The following is an 18212-nucleotide window of genomic DNA, read 5'->3' as shown; positions in this document are numbered from 1 at the left end:
AGGACCGCCCGCGTACCGGATGTACGCGGGTGGTCCGACAACGCCGCGAGGTGCCGTGCCGGGCATCCGCCACGCCGTGCCCGGCCCGGGGCGTGGCACGCGCGAAATCGGTTCGCCACTCTTCGGGCGCGGGTGAGATCCTGGGATCCGTATGTCTACTTCCTTCGCTGATCTCCAGTCCCAGCTCGGACAGCTCTCGCTCCGTGACGCGCACCGGCTCGGCCGGCGTCTCGAAGGGGCGCGCCGCATCCGCAAGCCCGAGGCCCGTCAGTCCGTCGTGGACGAGATCGCGGCCGAAGCGGGCAAGGCCGCCGAACGGCTCGCCTCGCGCGCCTCCCGGCTGCCCACCGTGTCGTATCCGGACCAGCTTCCGGTCAGCCAGAAGAAGGACGTGATCCTGGAGGCGATACGCGACCACCAGGTCGTGATCGTCGCGGGCGAGACCGGCTCCGGCAAGACCACCCAGATCCCGAAGATCTGCATGGAGCTGGGGCGCGGGGTGCGCGGCATGATCGGGCACACCCAGCCCCGCCGGATCGCGGCCCGCACGGTCGCGGAGCGCGTCGCGGAGGAGCTCGACACCCCGCTCGGCGAGACCGTCGGCTGGAAGGTCCGCTTCACCGACCAGGTGAACCCCGAGTCGACCTTCGTGAAGCTGATGACGGACGGCATCCTGCTGGCCGAGATCCAGACGGACCGCGAGCTGCTCGCCTACGACACGATCATCATCGACGAGGCGCACGAGCGGTCGCTCAACATCGACTTCCTCCTCGGCTACCTGGCCCGGCTGCTGCCGAAGCGCCCGGACCTGAAGGTCGTCATCACCTCGGCGACGATCGACCCGGAGCGGTTCGCCCGGCACTTCGGGGACGCCCCGATCGTCGAGGTCAGCGGACGCACCTACCCCGTCGAGGTCCGCTACCGGCCGCTCCTCGAAGAGGGCGGCGAGGACGCCGACCGCGACCAGATCACCGCGATCTGCGAGGCGGTGGACGAGCTCCAGTCCGCCGGCCCCGGCGACGTCCTGGTCTTCCTCTCCGGCGAGCGCGAGATCCGCGACACCGCCGACGCGCTCGGCAAACGCAACCTCCGCCACACCGAGGTGCTCCCGCTCTACGCGCGCCTCTCCCACGCCGAGCAGCACCGGGTGTTCCAGCGGACCCCCAGCGGCATCAGCCGCCGCATCGTGCTGGCGACCAACGTCGCCGAGACCTCGCTGACCGTCCCCGGCATCAAGTACGTGATCGACCCGGGCACCGCCCGCATCTCCCGCTACAGCCACCGCACCAAGGTGCAGCGGCTGCCGATCGAGGCGATCTCGCAGGCCAGCGCCAACCAGCGCAAGGGCCGCTGCGGCCGTACCTCGGACGGCATCTGCATCCGGCTGTACTCCGAGGACGACTTCCTCACCCGGCCGGAGTTCACCGACGCCGAGATCCTGCGGACCAACCTCGCCTCCGTCATCCTCCAGATGACCGCGGCCGGGCTCGGCGACATCGAGAAGTTCCCGTTCATCGACCCGCCGGACCACCGCAACATCCGCGACGGCGTGCAGCTGCTCCAGGAGCTGGGCGCGCTGGACCCGGCGGAGAAGGACGCGCGCAAGCGGCTGACCCCGCTCGGCCGGAAGCTCTCGCAGCTGCCGGTGGACCCGCGCCTGGCCCGTATGGTCATCGAGGCCGACCGCAACGGCTGCGCCCGCGAGGTCATGGTCATCGCCGCCGCGCTCTCCATCCAGGACCCGCGCGAGCGGCCCTCGGACAAGCAGACGCAGGCCGACCAGCAGCACGCCCGGTTCAAGGACGAGACCTCGGACTTCCTGGCGTACCTGAAGCTCTGGGAGTACGTACGCGAGCAGCAGCGGGAGCGTGGTTCCGCCAGCTTCCGCCGGATGTGCAAGCAGGAGTACCTGAACTTCCTGCGCATCCGCGAGTGGCAGGACATCTACTCCCAACTGCGCACGGTCGCACGGCAGATGGACATCAAGGTCGAGGAGCCCGCGGCGGACGCGGGCATCCCCGAGCAGGCGGTGCACACCTCGCTGCTGGCGGGTCTGCTGTCGCACATCGGGCTCAAGGACACCGAGAAGAACGAGTACCTGGGCGCGCGCAGCGCCAAGTTCGCGATCTTCCCGGGCTCCTCGCTGTTCAAGAAGCAGCCCCGGTTCGTGATGTCGGCCGAGCTGGTGGAGACCTCCCGGCTCTGGGCGCGGGTGAACGCGAAGGTCGAGCCGGAGTGGATCGAGCCGGTCGCCCAGCACCTGCTGAAGCGCACCTACAGCGAGCCGCACTGGGAGAAGGACCAGGCGGCGGTGATGGCGTACGAGCGGGTCACGCTCTACGGGGTACCGATCATCGCCCAGCGCAAGATCAATTTCGGCCGAATCGACCAGGAGGCGTCCCGGGACCTCTTCATCCGGAACGCGCTCGTGGAGGGCGACTGGCGGACGCACCACCAGTTCTTCCATGACAATCGCAAACTCCTGGGCGAAGTCGAGGAGTTGGAGCACCGCGCCCGGCGCCGCGACATCCTCGTGGACGACGAGACGCTCTTCGACTTCTACGACCAGCGCATCCCCGAGCACATCGTCTCGGGCGCGCACTTCGACTCCTGGTGGAAGCACAAGCGCCGGGACGAGCCGGACGCGCTGGACTTCGAGCGCTCCATGCTCATCAACGAGAAGGCCGGGGCCGTCACCAAGGACGACTACCCGGACTCCTGGCGACAGGGGAAGCTCAAGTTCAAGGTGACGTACCAGTTCGAGCCCGGCGCGGACGCGGACGGCGTGACCGTCCACATCCCGCTCCAGGTGCTCAACCAGGTCACCTCCGAGGGCTTCGACTGGCAGATCCCGGGCCTGCGCGAGGAGGTCGTCACCGAGCTGATCCGCTCGCTGCCCAAGCCGATCCGCCGCCACTACGTACCGGCCCCGAACTACGCGGCCGCGTTCCTCGACCGGGCCGTCCCGCTCCAGGAGCCGCTGCCCGCCACGCTCGCCCGCGAGCTCCAGCGGATGGTCGGGGTGCCGGTCACCGCGGACGACTTCGACCTGGGGCGCGTACCGGAACACCTCAAGATCACGTTCCGGATCGTCGACGAACGGCGCCGCAAGGTCGCCGAGGACAAGGACCTGGAGGCGCTCAAGCTCCGGCTGCGCCCGAAGGCCCGCCAGGCGCTCTCCAAGGCCGCCGCGGCCACCGCCGGGCCCTCGGGCGTCTCCATCGAGCGTTCGGGCCTCACCGGCTGGTCCATCGGCACGCTGGAGCGCGTCTTCGAGACCCGGCGGGCCGGGCAGCCGGTCAAGGCGTACCCGGCGCTGGTGGACCAGGGCGAGACGGTCGCCGTCCGGCTCTTCGACACCGAGGCCGAGCAGCAGCAGGCGATGTGGCGCGGCACCCGGAAGCTGATCCTGCTGAACATCCCGGTGAACCCGGCGAAGTTCGCCTCGGACAAGCTCACCAACCAGCAGAAGCTGGCCCTGTCGCGCAATCCGCACGGCTCCGTGCAGGCGCTCTTCGACGACTGCGCGACCGCCGCCGCCGACCGACTGATCGCCGCCCACGGCGGCCCCGCGTGGGACGAGGCCGCCTTCACGGCCCTGTACGACAAGGTCCGCGCCGACCTGGTGGACCTCACGGTCCGCACGGTCGGCCAGGTCCAGCAGATCCTGGCCGCCTGGCAGGCCTGCGAGCGCCGCCTGAAGGCCACCAACAGCCTGACGCTGATCAACAACGTCGCGGACGTGACGGAGCAGTTGGCGCGCCTCGTACCGGCCGGGTTCGTCACCGCGACCGGGCTGCGCCGGCTGCCCGACCTGATGCGCTACCTCGTCGCGGCGGACCGCAGGCTCCAGCAGATGCCGACCTCCGTCCAGCGCGACACCACGCGCATGGAGAAGGTCCACGAGATGCAGGACGAGTACGCCTGGCTGCTGGAGCAGCTGCCGCAGGGGCGGCCGGTGCCGCAGGAGGTCCTGGACATCCGCTGGATGATCGAAGAGCTGCGGGTGAGCTACTTCGCGCACGCGCTGGGGACGGCTTTCCCGGTGTCGGACAAGCGGATCGTGAAGGCGATCGACGCCGCCGCACCGTAGGCGAACGGCCTGCTCACACCCCTCGCAGGGGCGTGAGCAGGCCATCACCCCGAGTGAATTCGACCTGGCCCGCCAACCTCCTGTACAGTCCTGTTTCGCAGCCGGACGAGAGTACGGAAGCGGAGAACAACAGCAAGGTCCTGTGGAGCAGTTTGGAGTGCTCGCCACCCTGTCAAGGTGGAGGCCGCGGGTTCAAATCCCGTCAGGACCGCAGTAGTCGAAAGCCCGGATCGTCCCGATCCGGGCTTTCGCGCGTTCCGGGCCGCTCCGGCCGGGGCTTTGACGCTCCGGCCGGGGCTTTGACGCTTCGGCCGGGGTGGCGGCACTTCCCCCGGAGGTGTCCGGCACATCGCCGCCGCCCACAGGCATGGGCACGGGCACGGAACGGACGGGTCCGGAACGAACGGGGCATGCCGTTCCCTTCACCGGGCGAAGCCACCCCGCCGCGCACCGGGCGTGCGCCGCCTCCCGTCGGCCGCCTCCGCCGGTTCGCCCCCGCGCGCCCCGTCGGGCGCCGCCGGGGTCTCCGACGCCCCCGGCGGGCCCTCCGGGACTCCGGGGGCCCGGAGAGCGCCCGGAGGTGCTCCGGGGCGGCGATCCGGCCCCGGTCGGCCCCCGCTCCGGCCCCAGGGGGCCGTCGGGCCCGCGAGAGCACCCTCCGAGGGCCGCACGGGCACCCCGCCCGCACCGGCGGGTCCGCGCGGGGGCCTCCGAGGCGCCCTCGGGCACCCCCGGGGAGGGCGCGGAAGCCACCCTGGCGGAGGACGAAAGTCCCCACGGACAGTGACCACCGGCGAGGCTTCCCGGCTTCCCGTAGTGGCAGGCTGGATGTTGGCAAGCGGCAGGGGGTGTGACGGGAGTCACCGGACCAGTTTTTGGACAGGGTGGCTTTACCCTCCCCATACAACATCCGAATTTAATATGTGCAATTGCACCTCCCTCGAGGGCTCTCACGGAATCCATCCCTCCGGTTTCTCCCGACCCGTACGGGTAGCTCCCCCGCCTCCGGACAGACTCCTTCACCGGGTCGCACAGAGAACCCCACACCTGCCCACACCCCCCACCCGTACCGGCCCGGGGAGCGGCGTGGCAGGCTGTACGGAGAATCCCGGGAAGCGGCCGGAAAGGCGCCCCGGAAGCCCCGTACCGAGGCACCCGGCGCCCGGCGGAGCAGGTCGGCGGCCCGTACCGGCCGCATCGGCCGGCCGCACGTTCCGGGCGCACACCCCGGTCGGCCATGACGGCCGCACATGCCTCCCACCGGTGCCACCAGGGCGTTCACCGGCCATTCGGGCACAAAAAAAGATCGCGCTGGACCCGGCGGAGTCCAGCGCGATCTTTTACGACGTACCCGCATCGCACAGGTATGGCGCCCGTTGGGGCGGGCGCCCGTCGTATGGAGCTATGGGTGAGCGGCTGCGGTTGGGGGGCCGTCAGCTGCCCGGTCGTGATGCGGCGACAGGGGTACTTCAGGCCTCGCTGCGCTGCTGCGGAATACCCGCAAGCAGTGCGCGGACCTCTGCCTCGCGGTATCGGCGATGTCCACCGAGCGTACGGATGGACGTGAGCTTGCCAGCCTTGGCCCAACGGGTGACCGTCTTCGGGTCCACGCGGAACATCGTGGCAACCTCAGCCGGGGTCAGCAGCGGCTCGGCATCAGGGGTGCGAGCGGTCATGAGCGGCCTCCTCGGGAGAACCGAACCATCTCGGTTCTTTCCTCTAAATTCTGCACCTTGGCCCACGTTGCCCGAAATGGCGGACGGGGGCCGAGTCGGTTATAGGACGAACGGCTTGTCCTCGGCACTACAACTACACCATCCGTCCAGCCACGTCGGCCAAACCGATGGAATTGCCCTCCCAGGTGTTCATCAGCGACGGAAGCCGATGGACCATGCCATAGCGGACAGTCACGCGTCAGTAACGATCAGTCACAGAGCGATCAGGAGTCACTAGACCCCCCATAGTGCGCAATGCAGAGCAATCCGCCCATAGTTGGACGGACAGAGTCCTCCCCGGACTCCTTGTCCTATTTTGGCACGAGGGGTAGGGATGGGCGCAAGGGCGCCCTTAGTGCCGTCCGTCACGCTTGCGGCCATTGGACCGGTTCAGGACGTAAGACCTAGGCCGTGGGACGTAGCCTCCCGCCTCACCGGTCCCGCGCGCCACAGGAGTCGCATCCCACGGGCCGTCAGCCGGGCTTGCGAGCCCGTCCGGCCCCGCCGGATCACGTCCCGGCCCGGCACCTCTCGACCCGCCCCGTGGGTTCGCGTGCGTGCTCGCACAACTCGTCGGCGATCATCGGCTTCCTCAACTCCCCTTCCCGGTCACGGCCGCCCGTCCGGGCCGGCCTTCCTGGCGGAGGAGGCGGTTGGCGCACCTTGGCACGATTCCATCCGGTTGGCCTGCTTGCGACCGCCTCGGCATGAGGTTGCCCCGGTTCGGACCTTTCATGCCGCCGTGTTCCGATTCGCATCCATTGGTGGTGCGGTGCGCCGACACATGTTGACGCCGGACAGCCCTTTCCCCGTTCACTTCACGAAGCCGCGAGCCCCTGAAGCCCTCGGAGGCCGAAGCGCCCGGAGCCCTCGGAGCCCTCGAACCCCGGAGGGGCGGGCGCCTCGGTCGGCGGGCCGCTCGGCGGTCAGTTGGCGGACCGGAGGTCCCGCACCGCTCCCCAGCGTTCCGCGAGCCGCCCGTACGCCACCGCGGCGCGGTCGTTGTCGCCCGCGCGCAGTGCCGCGAGGCCCTCGGCCACGTCCGCGGCCGACCGGTCCTCGGCGAGCCGGGGGGCCGGCACCGCGTGCACGAGTCCCCCGTAGTCCAGTTCGACCAGGGACCGGGGGTGGAACTCCTCCAGCCAGCGGCCCACGTCGACCAGCCCGTCCGCCAACGGTCCGTCGTCCACGGTCTCGCGCAGGGTCCGCAGCCCGCGCGCCAGCCTGCGCCGCGCCTGCACCATGGGCGTCCGGTACCGCAGCGAGGCCGGTCCGCCCGCACCGTCCGGCGCCCCGTACTCCCGCTCCTCGTCGGTGAAGAGCACGAACCAGCGGACCGGTACGTGCCACACCGCCGTCCTGATCCAGGGCCGCGCGTCGGGGTTCCGGCGCTGCCACCGCTCGTGGTCGGCGGTCTGCTGGTCCCGGACCACCGGAGGCAGCACCGCGTCCAGCACATTGGCCGGAAACAGCCCTTCGAGCTCCTCCAGGGCCAGCCACCCGCGCAGCCGGGTCCGCCACGGGCAGACGCAGACCACCCCGTCGATCTCCGCGACGAAGGCGTCCGCGCTCTCGTGGGGGCTCACCCCGACCGGCGGCGTGGGCACCAAGTCGGCCAGCGAGCGCCGGAGTTCGTCCTGTGCCGTGGGGAACTCGGCACGTTGCGCGTAACGCGCCCAGTGGGCGCGCTCGGCCTCCGGGAACGCGGCGAGGGGCTCGTACACCCGCAGATAGGACGTGTAAGGGACGAGCACTGAAGACACCACCGGCATGAACCTGATCGTGTCACGCCCGTACTCCCTCAGGGGGGCATCCCCGGGGACAGGGGCGATCCGCGCGCGACCAGCGCCTACGCTCTGAACCGGACGGGCCGGTCCGCCGGCCCGCCGGGGCCTTCCCACCCGCAGAAGTCCCCTTCCGCCGCTTCGTACTTGGGAGTCACCACCGTGACCGATGTGACCGGCGCACCCGTCGACGTGCTGCGCACCCTGTTCCACTCGGACCAGGGTGGACACGAGCAGCTCGTCGTCTGCCAGGACCGGGCCAGCGGCCTCAAGGCCGTCATCGCCCTCCACTCCACCGCCCTGGGCCCCGCCCTCGGCGGCACCCGCTTCCACCCGTACGCGACCGAGGCGGAGGCCGTCGCCGACGCGCTGAACCTCGCGCGCGGGATGTCGTACAAGAACGCCATGGCCGGGCTGGACCACGGCGGCGGCAAGGCCGTCGTCATCGGCGACCCGGACCTCGTGAAGACCGAGGAACTCCTGCTCGCCTACGGCCGGTTCGTGGCCTCGCTCGGCGGACGGTACGTCACGGCCTGCGACGTCGGCACGTACGTCGAGGACATGGACGTCGTCGCCCGCGAGTGCCGCTGGACCACCGGCCGCTCCCCCGAGAACGGCGGCGCCGGGGACTCGTCGGTGCTCACCGCGTTCGGTGTCTTCCAGGGGATGCGGGCCTCGGCCCAGCACCTGTGGGGCGACCCGACGCTGCGCGGCCGGAAGGTCGGCGTCGCGGGCGTCGGGAAGGTCGGCCGGCACCTCGTCCGGCACCTGCTGGAGGACGGGGCCGAGGTCGTGGTCACGGACGTGCGCGAGGAGTCGGTGCGCCGGATCACCGACGCCCACCCCGGGGTCGCCGTCGCGGCGGACACGGAGGCGCTGATCCGCACCGGGGGGCTCGACATCTACGCCCCCTGCGCGCTCGGCGGCGCGCTGGACGGCACCACGGTGCCGGTGCTCACGGCGAAGGTGGTGTGCGGCGCGGCCAACAACCAGCTCGCGCACCCGGGGGTGGAGAAGGACCTCGCGGACCGCGCGATCCTCTACGCCCCGGACTACGTGGTGAACGCCGGCGGGGTGATCCAGGTCGCCGAGGAGCTGCACGGCTTCGACTTCGAGAGGGCCAGGGCGAAGACGGCGAAGATCTTCGACACCACCCTGGAGTTGTTCGCACTCGCGAAGGCGGACGGGGTTCCGCCCGCCGCCGCCGCGGACCGGATCGCCGAGCGGAGGATGGCTCAGGCCCGCCGCTCCCGGCGCGCCTGAGCGGGCGCCGGGCCCGGCCCGGACCGGCCGGAGTCCCGCCCCTTCCGGGGCCGCTCCGGCCGGCGGGAGTTCGCTCGGCATCCGCGAGACAAGACTCACGCCGGTCGGCGGGTCGTACGCCAAGAAGAGGTTAAAATCGCAGTTGACCAGCGAGGACGGAGCTCCTCATTGGTCCTGTACCGGGGCGCAAGACGCGGGCGGCGTACCGTATGGCCACGGAAGCAGGTACCGTTGAAGCTCTACGGGCACGGACTCTCATCCGAGAGGCCGTCCCGAAACATGAACGCGTGTCAAGACTCTGGGGCCGTCGAGCCCCGTCACCGAGGGGGTCGAGCCATGGGGCGCGGCCGGGCAAAGGCCAAGCAGACAAAGGTCGCCCGCCAGCTGAAGTACAGCAGCGGCGGAACCGACCTCACACGTCTGGCCAATGAGCTGGGCGCATCACCTTCGAGTCAGCCACCGAACGCCGAGCCGTTCGAGGACGACGACGAGGACGATGACCCGTACGCACAGTACGCGGATCTTTACAACGACGACGAGGACGAGGACGACGAGTCCGGCCCTTCGTCCCAGCGCCGCGGCGCTTGACCTCGCGCTGACACAACAACCCGGTCCGGGCCTGTCCCGGACCGGGTTCTGTGCTGTCCGGTCACGGTCGGGCCCTGGTGTTCGGGGCCGTGATCTTCGAAGCGGTTGTCTTCGAAGACGTGGTGTTCGGGGCCGGTGTTCGGGCCCGCTTGCGCGCGGTCCGGTCCGGGCCGGTGCGACGGCACCGCCAGGCCTCCGCCGGGCGGGTGCGACCGCCGTGCGGACCACGGACCCCGCCGGCGGGCGGGCGGACGATCACTGAATCGCCCTGCCCCGCCCCGTCCCGGTGGTTCCGCGTGTGATCAGCGGGCGTAGTCGCCGGTCAGCTCGGCGCCCGTGGCGTGGTCGCCGCGGTCGGTGATCTCGCCGGCAACCCAGGAGTCGACCCCGCGGTCGGCCAGCGTCGTCAGGGCCACGTCCACGGAGTCGGCCGGGACGATCGCGATCATGCCGACGCCCATGTTCAGCGTCTTCTCCAGCTCCAGCCGTTCGACCTTGCCGGCCTTGCCGACCAGGTCGAACACCGCGCCCGGAGTCCAGGTGGACCGGTCCACGGTGGCGTGCAGCCCGTCGGGAATGACCCGGGCCAGGTTGTTCGCCAGGCCGCCGCCGGTGACGTGGCTGAAGCCGTGCACCTCGGTCGTACGGGTGAGGGCGAGGCAGTCCAGCGAGTAGATCCGGGTGGGCTCCAGGAGCTCCTCGCCGAGGGTCCGGCCGAACTCCTCCACCTGGCGGTCCAGGGTCCAGCCGGCCCGGTCGAACACCACGTGGCGCACGAGCGAGTACCCGTTGGAGTGAAGACCGGACGAGGCCATGGCGATGACCGCGTCACCCTTGCGGATGCGCTCGGGGCCGAGCAGGCGGTCGGCCTCGACCACGCCCGTACCCGCACCGGCGACGTCGAAGTCGTCCGGGCCGAGGAGCCCCGGGTGCTCGGCGGTCTCGCCGCCGACCAGGGAGCAGCCGGCGAGGACACAGCCCTCGGCGATGCCCTTCACGATCGCCGCGACACGCTCGGGGTGCACCTTGCCGACGCAGATGTAGTCGGTCATGAAGAGCGGTTCGGCGCCGCAGACCACGAGGTCGTCGACGACCATGCCCACCAGGTCGTGGCCGATGGTGTCGTAGACGCCCATCTGCCGCGCCAGGTCGACCTTCGTGCCGACACCGTCGGTCGCGGAGGCCAGCAGCGGACGCTCGTAGCGCTTGAGAGCGGAGGCGTCGAAGAGTCCGGCGAAACCGCCGAGCCCGCCGAGACCCTCGGTCTCGGGGCGCTTCGTCTTCTTCACCCACTGCTTCATCAGCTCGACCGCGCGGTCGCCGGCCTCGATGTCGACGCCGGCCGCCGCGTAGGAAGCACCTGTTGTCTCAGACATTGCCCGGGATCTTTCGTGTGGGAATACGGGGCTGGTGGGAACGCCGGTCGGTCCGGATCACGGACGACGCAGCGCGTCGGCCGCCGCGGTGGCGGCGGGGCCGGCGGCCAGCTCGGTCTCCAGCAGCTGCTTGCCGAGCAGCTCCGGGTCCGGGAGCTCCATCGGGTATTCACCGTCGAAGCAGGCGCGGCAGAGGTTGGGCTTCTGGATCGTCGTCGCCTCGATCATCCCGTCGAGCGAGATGTACGAGAGCGAGTCGGCACCCAGCGACGTGGCGATCTCGTCGACGGACATGCCGTTGGCGATGAGCTCGGCGCGGGTCGCGAAGTCGATGCCGAAGAAGCAGGGCCACTTGACCGGCGGGGACGAGATCCGGATGTGGATCTCGGCGGCACCGGCCTCGCGGAGCATCCGGACCAGCGCGCGCTGGGTGTTGCCGCGGACGATCGAGTCGTCGACGACCACCAGGCGCTTGCCCTTGATGACTTCCTTGAGCGGGTTCAGCTTCAGACGGATGCCCAGCTGACGGATGGTCTGCGAGGGCTGGATGAAGGTCCGGCCGACGTAGGCGTTCTTGACCAGACCGGCACCGAACGGGATACCGCTGGCCTCGGCGTAACCGATCGCGGCGGGGGTGCCGGACTCCGGTGTCGCTATGACCAGATCCGCCTCGACGGGGGCCTCGGCGGCGAGGCGCCGGCCCATCTCGACGCGGGAGAGGTAGACGTTCCGCCCGGCGATGTCGGTGTCGGGGCGGGCCAGGTAGACGTACTCGAAGACGCAGCCCTTGGGCTTCGCTTCCGCGAAGCGGGAGGTGCGCAGACCGTTCTGGTCGATGGCGACGAGTTCGCCCGGCTCGATCTCGCGGACGTAGCTGGCGCCGCAGATGTCGAGGGCGGCGGACTCCGACGCGACGACCCAGCCGCGCTCCAGGCGGCCGAGAACGAGCGGGCGGATGCCCTGCGGGTCCCGGGCGGCGTAGAGGGTGTGTTCGTCCATGAAGACGAGCGAGAACGCGCCGCGGACCTCGGGAAGCACCTTGGTGGCGGCTTCCTCGATCGTGAGCGGCTTGCCCTCCTCGTCGGTCTGCCCGGCGAGCAGCGCGGTCACGAGGTCGGTGTCGTTGGTCGCGGCGACCTGGGTGGCGCGGCCGTCCTTGCGCGGCAGGTCGGCGACCATCTCCGCGAGCTGGGCCGTGTTGACCAGGTTGCCGTTGTGGCCGAGGGCGATCGAGCCGTGCGCGGTGGCACGGAACGTCGGCTGCGCGTTCTCCCACACCGAGGCACCGGTGGTGGAGTAGCGGGCATGACCGACCGCGATATGGCCCTGGAGCGACCCCAGAGACGTTTCGTCGAAGACCTGCGAGACCAGTCCCATGTCCTTGAAGACCAGGATCTGGGACCCGTTGCTCACTGCGATGCCCGCGGACTCCTGTCCACGGTGCTGCAGGGCATACAGTCCGAAATAGGTGAGCTTGGCGACCTCTTCGCCGGGAGCCCAGACACCGAAGACGCCGCAAGCGTCCTGGGGGCCCTTCTCGCCGGGGAGCAGGTCGTGGTTGAGTCGTCCATCACCACGAGGCACGCCACCGAGTGTAGGCGAGGTCGACCACTGGTCCGAATTGGGGACGGGGCTCGCACCGGCGGCCGGAGCCGCCCGGACGTGCGCGGACGCGAAGCGGGAAGTCCGTTTACGGGGGGTCTCGTTGATCACCGGGAGTGATCGGCGCCGGGTCCCGGACGACACCCCCCGGACTGCGGAGCGGCCGGAGCCCAGCGCTGCGGCCTCTCCCGGCCGGTGGCGGTGCCGTTGCGGCCGTCGGCGGCCGGCCCCGTCCGTCGCTCTGGGTGAGGCGGGCCCGGAGGGTGCCGGAGGCGCCCGTCGGCCGTCCGTTCCGTGGCGAGCCTCACACTGCGCGGTCCGGGAGACGGGCGCCGGGGACCGTACCGACGCTCCGAGCGGCGCTCCGGGTCCGGATAGCGGTACGCATGTCCGGACTGCGAGACGCTCGTTGACACGGACACGTCCAGACGGCAGGCTCCGGGGCCATGCAGCCCCTCGGTGATCTCTCGGTCACGCTCGTGGAGCGCCGCCACGTCGATCTGGGACGCCTGGCGAGCGCCATCTGTCGCTGTTCCTGAGCGCCCGAGCCGCCGAGCTCCCGAGTCCCCGGACCCGGGAACGCCCGGACTCGTGAATCCCTGAGCGGGCCGCCCGCGCCGCATGTGCGGGCCCCCTTTCGCGTACCCCTCGGCAGCCGGATCCCTCCCGGGCCCGCCCGTGCCGTCCGGTGTCCGTCTCCGCCTTACCCCGCTTCCTCCCGCTTCCCGCCCGCTTCCGTACGGGTCCGGGCGCGCCCGCGCGCACCCGGACGCCCTGCGGGGGCCCCGTGCCCGGAGTCGCCATGTCTTCCGCCCAGAACCAGAACCAGAGCCAGAACCAGAACCTCAGCCCGGACCAGAACCGGGACCCGAACCCGGACCGGAACGCCGGTGCCGGCGGGCCGTCCGGTTCGCTCTCCCGCCGTGCCTTCGGGACCGTCGTCGGCGCGAGTGCCGCCACCGCGGCCGTGGGCCTGTCGGCCGGACCCGCGTCCGCCGCCCCGGCGGGCGCCCCGGCCGCCGCGTCGCACGAGCCCGAGGCCGGGGAGCGGCCGTTCCGGGCGGCGCGCGGCAGGCACTCCCGCCGCCCGAACATCCTCTTCATCCTCGGCGACGACCTCGGCTGGGCCGACCTCTCCTCGTACGGCGCCCCGCACATCAGAACGCCGAACCTGGACCGCCTCGGCCGCCAGGGCGTGCGGTTCACCGACGCGTACGCGGGCTCCGCCACCTGCTCGCCGACCCGCTTCAGCCTCTACACCGGCCGCTACCCGGGGCGCACCGCGGGCGGGCTCGCGGAGCCGATCGCGGACCGGTCGGTGGGCCTGGAGCCGACCCACCCGACGCTCGCCTCGCTGCTGCGCTCCACGGGTTACGCCACCGCGCTGATCGGCAAGTGGCACTGCGGCTACCTGCCGGACTACAGCCCCACCAAGTCGGGCTGGGACGAGTTCTTCGGCAACTTCGGCGGGGCGCTGGAGTACTACTCCAAGCTCGGCCTCGGCGGCGAGTACGACCTCTACGAGGGCGACGCCGAGTACAAGGACCTCCGCTACTACACGCGCATCCTCACCGAGCGGGCGAGCGAGTACGTCCAGCGCGACCACGACAAGCCCTGGCTGCTGAACCTCAACTTCACCACCCCCCACTGGCCGTGGATCGCGGACGGCGACACCGAGGAGAGCGCGGAGGTCGTCCGGAAGATCAAGGCGGGCAATGTCGCCGCCCTGTTCCACAACGACGGCGGATCGGTCGAGAAGTACAAGGAGATGGTCGAGGACCTCGACCGTTCGGTCGGAAAGGTGCTCGACGCGCTGAGGAAGTCGGGTCAGGAGGAGGACACCCTGGTCTTCTTCGCCAGCGACAACGGCGGCGAGCGCTTCTCGTACCAGTGGCCGCTCTCCGGCAACAAGAGCTCGCTCCAGGAGGGCGGCATCCGGGTGCCCGCGGTGCTGCGCTGGCCGGCCCGGATCGACGCCGGGCAGGTCAGCGATCTGCCGGTGTTCTCGCCGGACTGGACCGCGACCCTGCTGGAGATCGCGGGCGCCCGCCCCGCCCCCGCGTACCCGCTGGACGGCACCAGCCTCGGCGGCTATCTGCTGCGGGGCGAGGAGGTGCCGGAGCGCGACCTGTTCTGGCGGGTGCGCGGCGAGCGCGCGGTGCGCCGGGGCGACTGGAAGTACTACCGGGGCAAGACCGGTGCCGACCAGCTCTTCAACCTGCGCGAGGACCAGCGCGAGCAGGCGAACCGGGCCGCGGAGGAGCCGGAGCTGCTGGCGGAGCTGCGGGCGTTCTGGGAGCGGACGAACGCGGAGCTGCTGCCGTACCCGGCGAGCACCGGCACCTCGCCGTTCTGAGCCGCTTCCGCCGCACCTCGCCGTTCTGAGCCGCTTCCGCAGCGCCTCGCCGTTTTGAGCCGCGTCCCGCCGCACCTCACAGGACCCGTCCCGCTGCCCGCTCCTGACGGCGGGCAGCGGGGCGTTCCCGCCGCTCAGCCCATCAGCGGCAGCAGCCCCGCGAGATCGGCGCGCTCCCCGCTCGCGGAGATCCGCGCCGCGTCCCGTTCCTCGGCCCAGCCGGCCCGTCCGGTGGCCAGCCGGATCCAGGTGAGCGGGTCGGTCTCCACGACGTTGGGGGGCGTACCGCGGGTGTGCTGGGGCCCGCCGAGGCACTGGACCACGGCGAACGGCGGGACGCGCACCTCCACCGAGCCGCCGGGCGCCCGCTCGGCGAGGGCGTCCGCGAGGAGCCGGGTGGCGGCGGCCAAAGCCTGCCGGTCGTACGGGATGTCCAGGCCGGTCGCCGCGCTGAGGTCGTCGGTGTGCGCGATCAGCTCGACGGTCCGGGTGACGAGGTAGTCGCCGAGGCGCATCGAGCCGGTGCGGGTCGGCAGCAGCCGCTCGGGGTCGGCGGGGCCCACCGCCGCCTCGAAGCGGGCCGCGACCTCCTCGTACAGGGCGGCGGGGTCGGGGTGGGCGGCGGCGAGCGCGCGGGTGTCCTCGTAGATCCGGTCCGCCCGCGCCGCCGTCGAGAACGGCCACTGGACCGGGGTCAGTTCCGGCTTGGCGCCGCGCGGCTCGGGCAGCTCCAGGTTCCGGGACACGGCCGAGAGCGCCTCCGTGAGATGGACGGCCAGCTCCCGCACGGTCCAGTCGCCGAGCCGGGTGGGCAGCGCGAGTTGATCGTCGGTCATCCCCGCGACCGCCCGCCCGGCCAGGGCGAACTGGGCCAGTACGGCGGTACGGGTGCGGTCGGGGTCGTAGCGGCGGGCGCGCTTGCGGGACGGCGGCATGACGACGAGCGTACGGCTCCGAGGGGCGTCGGACACCGGAGCCCCCGGGGCAATCCGGCCGGTTCCGGCGATGCCCGGGGCGCCCGTCACCGCCTGGTCGCGAAGGCCCCGATCCCGTCGGCCAGCAGGGCGAAACCCCGCTCGGCCAGCCGCGCCGCCTCCGGCGCGAGGGCGTCGACCGGCTCACCGGCGAGGACCCGGGAGCGGATCTCGCGGATCAGCGCGCCACGGGTGGCGATCAGCTGCGCCGCCACGATCCGGGCCTCGACCGGGTCCTCCCCCTCCTCGGCCAGGACCTCGGCGAGCAGGTCCCGGCTGCGTACGGAGTACGCGTGCGCCCGGCCGAGCAGCGACGGAGTCTCCGCGATCAGCCGGCGGACCGCCAGCACGACCGGGGCGTCGGAGAGCGCGACCGAGGGTTCCCGGGCGTCGAGGGCTTCGAGGAACTGGCGGCGCACCGCCGCGAGCGCCGACTCGCCGGGGGCCCGCTCGCGGACCGCCCGGGGGACGTCGTCGAGGTGCTCTTCGAGCGGGGCGCAGATCAGGTCTTCCTTGGTCCCGAAGTAGTTGAAGACCGTCATCTTCGAGACGTCGGCGGCCTCGGCGATCTCGGCCACGGAGACCTGGTCGAAGCCGCGTTCGAGGAAGAGGTCGGTGGCCACGGTCAGCAGACGGTGCCGCGTCCGGAGCTTCTTCCGCTCCCGCAGGCTCATGCCTTCGCTCATGGCGACACCGTACCAAGATGAAATTTAGGCTCGGCCTAAATATTGACCCGATACATTTTTGGCTCCATGGTGGTGTTCCGACCACGCGGCGCGGCACCCCACCGCGCCACATCCGAGGGGGAACACCGCCATGCCCGAGCCCGCGAACGAACCAGCGAGCGGCCCCGCGCCCGCAGCCGTACCCGCGGCCCGCCGGAGCACCGGCGCCACGATGACCCGTCGTCAGCACCACATCGGGCTGGCGCTCTGCGTGGTCACGATCCTGCTGGCCGTGATCGACACCAACATCGTCTCGGCGGCGACCGTGCCCATCGTCCGCGACCTCGACCCGGCCCACGGTGTCGACCGCATCCCCTGGCTGATCGCCGCCTACCAGCTCGCCGCGACCGCCGCCCTCCCGCTGTACGGACGGCTCTCCGACGTGTTCGGCCCGAAGCGCGTCTTCGTCGCGGCGCTCACCGCCTTCCTCACCGGCTCGGCGCTCTGCGGACTCGCCCCGTCGATGGGCGCGCTCATCGCGGCGCGGGCGCTCCAAGGGCTCGGCGGCGGAGGACTGATGGGCGTCACCATGGTGCTGCTGCGCACCCTGAGAGGCCCGTCCGCACGCTCCGGGAGCCGGAGCAGCGGCGTCGGCGGGGTGATCGCGGGCGCGGGCATGGCGCTGGGCCCCTGGCTCGGCGGACTCCTCGCCGACCACGCCGACTGGCGGTGGATCTTCTACGTCAACCTGCCGGTGGGCATCGCCGTGCTGGTGGCAGCCGTCACCGTGATCAGGATGCCCGCGCGCCCGGCGGCCGCCCTCGCCTCCCTCGACTTCCTCGGCGCGGCCCTGGCCGCGGCCTTCTCCACCACTCTGCTGCTCGTCACCGAATGGGGCGGCAAGGAGTACGCCTGGTCCTCCCCCACCGCGGTCGTCCTCATCGGTACGGCCGTCGTCGCCCTCGGGCTCTTCCTGTGGCGCCAGGCCACCGCGGCCGAACCGGTGCTCCCTCTCGGCCTGTTCCGCATCCGCCCGGTCCGGTACGGCTTCGCCGTCCAGGGCCTCGTCGGCCTGGCCATGATGGGCTCGATCGTCTACGTCCTGGTCTACCTCCAGGTCGTACGCCACCTCAGCTCCTCCGCCGCCGGGCTGCACCTGATCCCGATGGCGGCCGGCATGACCGCCGTCGGACTCCTCAGCGGAAGGCTCGTCGAGACCGGCTGGTCGCAGAAGAGGTTCGTGACCGGCGGCACGGTCTGCGCGGCCGGCGCTCTCGCCTGGCTCGCCAGCCTCTCCACCGACACCAGCCTGTGGACGGTCCGCGCGGCGCTGCTGCTCATGGGGATCGGCTTCGGGCAGCTCGTCGGCCAGTTGATCCAGCTGGTCCAGGACAGCGTGCCCGCCGACCGGATCGGGGTGGCGACCACCGGGGTCCGCTTCTTCCAGACCGCCGGCAGCGCGCTGGGCGCGGCCGTGCTCGGCACCGTACTCAGCCGCGTCTACGCCGCGCGCGGCCCGGGCGGCACGACGAGCGCCATCGGCGCGCTGACCGGCGAGGCGCGCCGGCAGGCGGTGGAAGCCTTCACCACCTCGGTCGACGTGGTGTTCTGGGCGGCCACCGGGGTCATGGTCCTCGCCGCGCTCCTCGCCGCACGGCTGCCGGAACCGCACCCCGCCCCGCACCCGGCGGAGCACCCGGCGAAGAGCGCCACCGCACCCGTACGGGAGACGGCCTGACCGTCCCGGAACAGCGCGATGCCCCCGCCCGGCGGACCGGACGGGGGCATCGGCGTTC

The 18212-nt window shown here is 71.5% G+C and carries 12 protein-coding genes and 1 tRNA gene; 7 read left to right on the top strand and 6 right to left on the bottom strand.

Annotated elements, in window-relative coordinates:
• Window positions 1–151: 151 nt before the first annotated feature.
• Together hrpA and ACWCWD_RS28190 are read left to right on the top strand one after the other, a co-directional pair.
• Window positions 152–4093 (top strand): ATP-dependent RNA helicase HrpA, encoded by a 3942-nt coding sequence (gene hrpA, locus ACWCWD_RS28195; RefSeq protein ID WP_450776937.1) that lies wholly within the window; start codon window positions 152–154, stop codon window positions 4091–4093.
• Window positions 4094–4229: 136 nt separating this feature from the next.
• Window positions 4230–4304, top strand: a tRNA-Asp gene (locus ACWCWD_RS28190).
• 1258 nt (window positions 4305–5562) lie between these two features.
• Here the strand turns inward: ACWCWD_RS28190 and bldC are convergent.
• Together bldC and ACWCWD_RS28180 are read right to left on the bottom strand one after the other, a co-directional pair.
• Window positions 5563–5769, bottom strand: coding sequence for a developmental transcriptional regulator BldC (gene bldC / locus ACWCWD_RS28185; RefSeq protein WP_003949541.1), 207 nt, complete (start codon window positions 5767–5769; stop codon window positions 5563–5565).
• A gap of 965 nt (window positions 5770–6734) precedes the next feature.
• Window positions 6735–7580, bottom strand: a complete 846-nt coding sequence (locus tag ACWCWD_RS28180; protein ID WP_450776935.1) for a hypothetical protein — start codon at window positions 7578–7580, stop codon at window positions 6735–6737.
• Window positions 7581–7754: 174 nt separating this feature from the next.
• Between ACWCWD_RS28180 and ACWCWD_RS28175 the strand changes: the two genes are divergently transcribed.
• Entirely contained in the window at window positions 7755–8855 is a 1101-nt protein-coding gene (locus tag ACWCWD_RS28175) for a Leu/Phe/Val dehydrogenase (RefSeq protein WP_450776933.1), read from the top strand.
• Between the two features lie 336 nt (window positions 8856–9191).
• The gene (locus tag ACWCWD_RS28170; protein WP_327176660.1) at window positions 9192–9443 is read left to right on the top strand and encodes a DUF3073 domain-containing protein; all 252 of its coding nucleotides are present in this window, start codon (window positions 9192–9194) and stop codon (window positions 9441–9443) included.
• A gap of 302 nt (window positions 9444–9745) precedes the next feature.
• On the opposite strand, the gene purM is transcribed toward ACWCWD_RS28170, so the two are convergent.
• Together purM and purF are read right to left on the bottom strand one after the other, a co-directional pair.
• The gene (gene purM / locus ACWCWD_RS28165) at window positions 9746–10819 is read right to left on the bottom strand and encodes a phosphoribosylformylglycinamidine cyclo-ligase (RefSeq protein WP_450776931.1); all 1074 of its coding nucleotides are present in this window, start codon (window positions 10817–10819) and stop codon (window positions 9746–9748) included.
• Between the two features lie 57 nt (window positions 10820–10876).
• Complete coding sequence (purF, locus tag ACWCWD_RS28160) at window positions 10877–12403, bottom strand: amidophosphoribosyltransferase (RefSeq protein WP_450776929.1); 1527 nt, start codon at window positions 12401–12403, stop codon at window positions 10877–10879.
• Window positions 12404–12867: 464 nt separating this feature from the next.
• Here purF and ACWCWD_RS28155 point away from each other — a divergent pair, with 464 nt between their 5' ends.
• Complete coding sequence (locus ACWCWD_RS28155; RefSeq protein WP_327269069.1) at window positions 12868–12960, top strand: putative leader peptide; 93 nt, start codon at window positions 12868–12870, stop codon at window positions 12958–12960.
• Between the two features lie 263 nt (window positions 12961–13223).
• The gene (locus tag ACWCWD_RS28150) at window positions 13224–14777 is read left to right on the top strand and encodes a sulfatase family protein (protein ID WP_450776927.1); all 1554 of its coding nucleotides are present in this window, start codon (window positions 13224–13226) and stop codon (window positions 14775–14777) included.
• 134 nt (window positions 14778–14911) lie between these two features.
• Here the strand turns inward: ACWCWD_RS28150 and ACWCWD_RS28145 are convergent, their stop codons facing one another.
• Window positions 14912–15712: a sterol carrier family protein gene (locus tag ACWCWD_RS28145; RefSeq protein WP_450776925.1), complete on the bottom strand. Its 801-nt coding sequence runs from the start codon at window positions 15710–15712 to the stop codon at window positions 14912–14914.
• Window positions 15713–15798: 86 nt separating this feature from the next.
• Window positions 15799–16437: a TetR/AcrR family transcriptional regulator gene (locus ACWCWD_RS28140; RefSeq protein ID WP_450776924.1), complete on the bottom strand. Its 639-nt coding sequence runs from the start codon at window positions 16435–16437 to the stop codon at window positions 15799–15801.
• A 211-nt stretch (window positions 16438–16648) separates the two neighbouring features.
• Here ACWCWD_RS28140 and ACWCWD_RS28135 point away from each other — a divergent pair, with 211 nt between their 5' ends.
• Window positions 16649–18154 carry an MFS transporter gene (locus ACWCWD_RS28135; RefSeq protein ID WP_450776999.1) on the top strand — a complete coding sequence of 502 codons (1506 nt, stop codon included), beginning with the start codon at window positions 16649–16651 and terminating at the stop codon, window positions 18152–18154.
• Window positions 18155–18212 lie beyond the last annotated feature (58 nt).

It is taken from the genome of Streptomyces sp. NPDC001493, assembly GCF_053597235.1.
This window is presented reverse-complemented; position numbering and strand designations above follow the sequence as displayed.

What these genes read in the sequence shown, in the direction of transcription:
- hrpA (WP_450776937.1), top strand. Translation starts at nt 152, where the DNA reads ATGTCTACTTCCTTCGCTGATCTCCAGTCCCAGCTCGGACAGCTCTCG.
- bldC (WP_003949541.1), bottom strand. Translation starts at nt 5,769, where the DNA reads ATGACCGCTCGCACCCCTGATGCCGAGCCGCTGCTGACCCCGGCTGAG.
- ACWCWD_RS28180 (WP_450776935.1), bottom strand. Translation starts at nt 7,580, where the DNA reads ATGCCGGTGGTGTCTTCAGTGCTCGTCCCTTACACGTCCTATCTGCGG.
- ACWCWD_RS28170 (WP_327176660.1), top strand. Translation starts at nt 9,192, where the DNA reads ATGGGGCGCGGCCGGGCAAAGGCCAAGCAGACAAAGGTCGCCCGCCAG.
- purM (WP_450776931.1), bottom strand. Translation starts at nt 10,819, where the DNA reads ATGTCTGAGACAACAGGTGCTTCCTACGCGGCGGCCGGCGTCGACATC.
- ACWCWD_RS28155 (WP_327269069.1), top strand. Translation starts at nt 12,868, where the DNA reads ATGCAGCCCCTCGGTGATCTCTCGGTCACGCTCGTGGAGCGCCGCCAC.
- ACWCWD_RS28150 (WP_450776927.1), top strand. Translation starts at nt 13,224, where the DNA reads ATGTCTTCCGCCCAGAACCAGAACCAGAGCCAGAACCAGAACCTCAGC.
- ACWCWD_RS28145 (WP_450776925.1), bottom strand. Translation starts at nt 15,712, where the DNA reads ATGCCGCCGTCCCGCAAGCGCGCCCGCCGCTACGACCCCGACCGCACC.
- ACWCWD_RS28140 (WP_450776924.1), bottom strand. Translation starts at nt 16,437, where the DNA reads ATGAGCGAAGGCATGAGCCTGCGGGAGCGGAAGAAGCTCCGGACGCGG.
- ACWCWD_RS28135 (WP_450776999.1), top strand. Translation starts at nt 16,649, where the DNA reads ATGACCCGTCGTCAGCACCACATCGGGCTGGCGCTCTGCGTGGTCACG.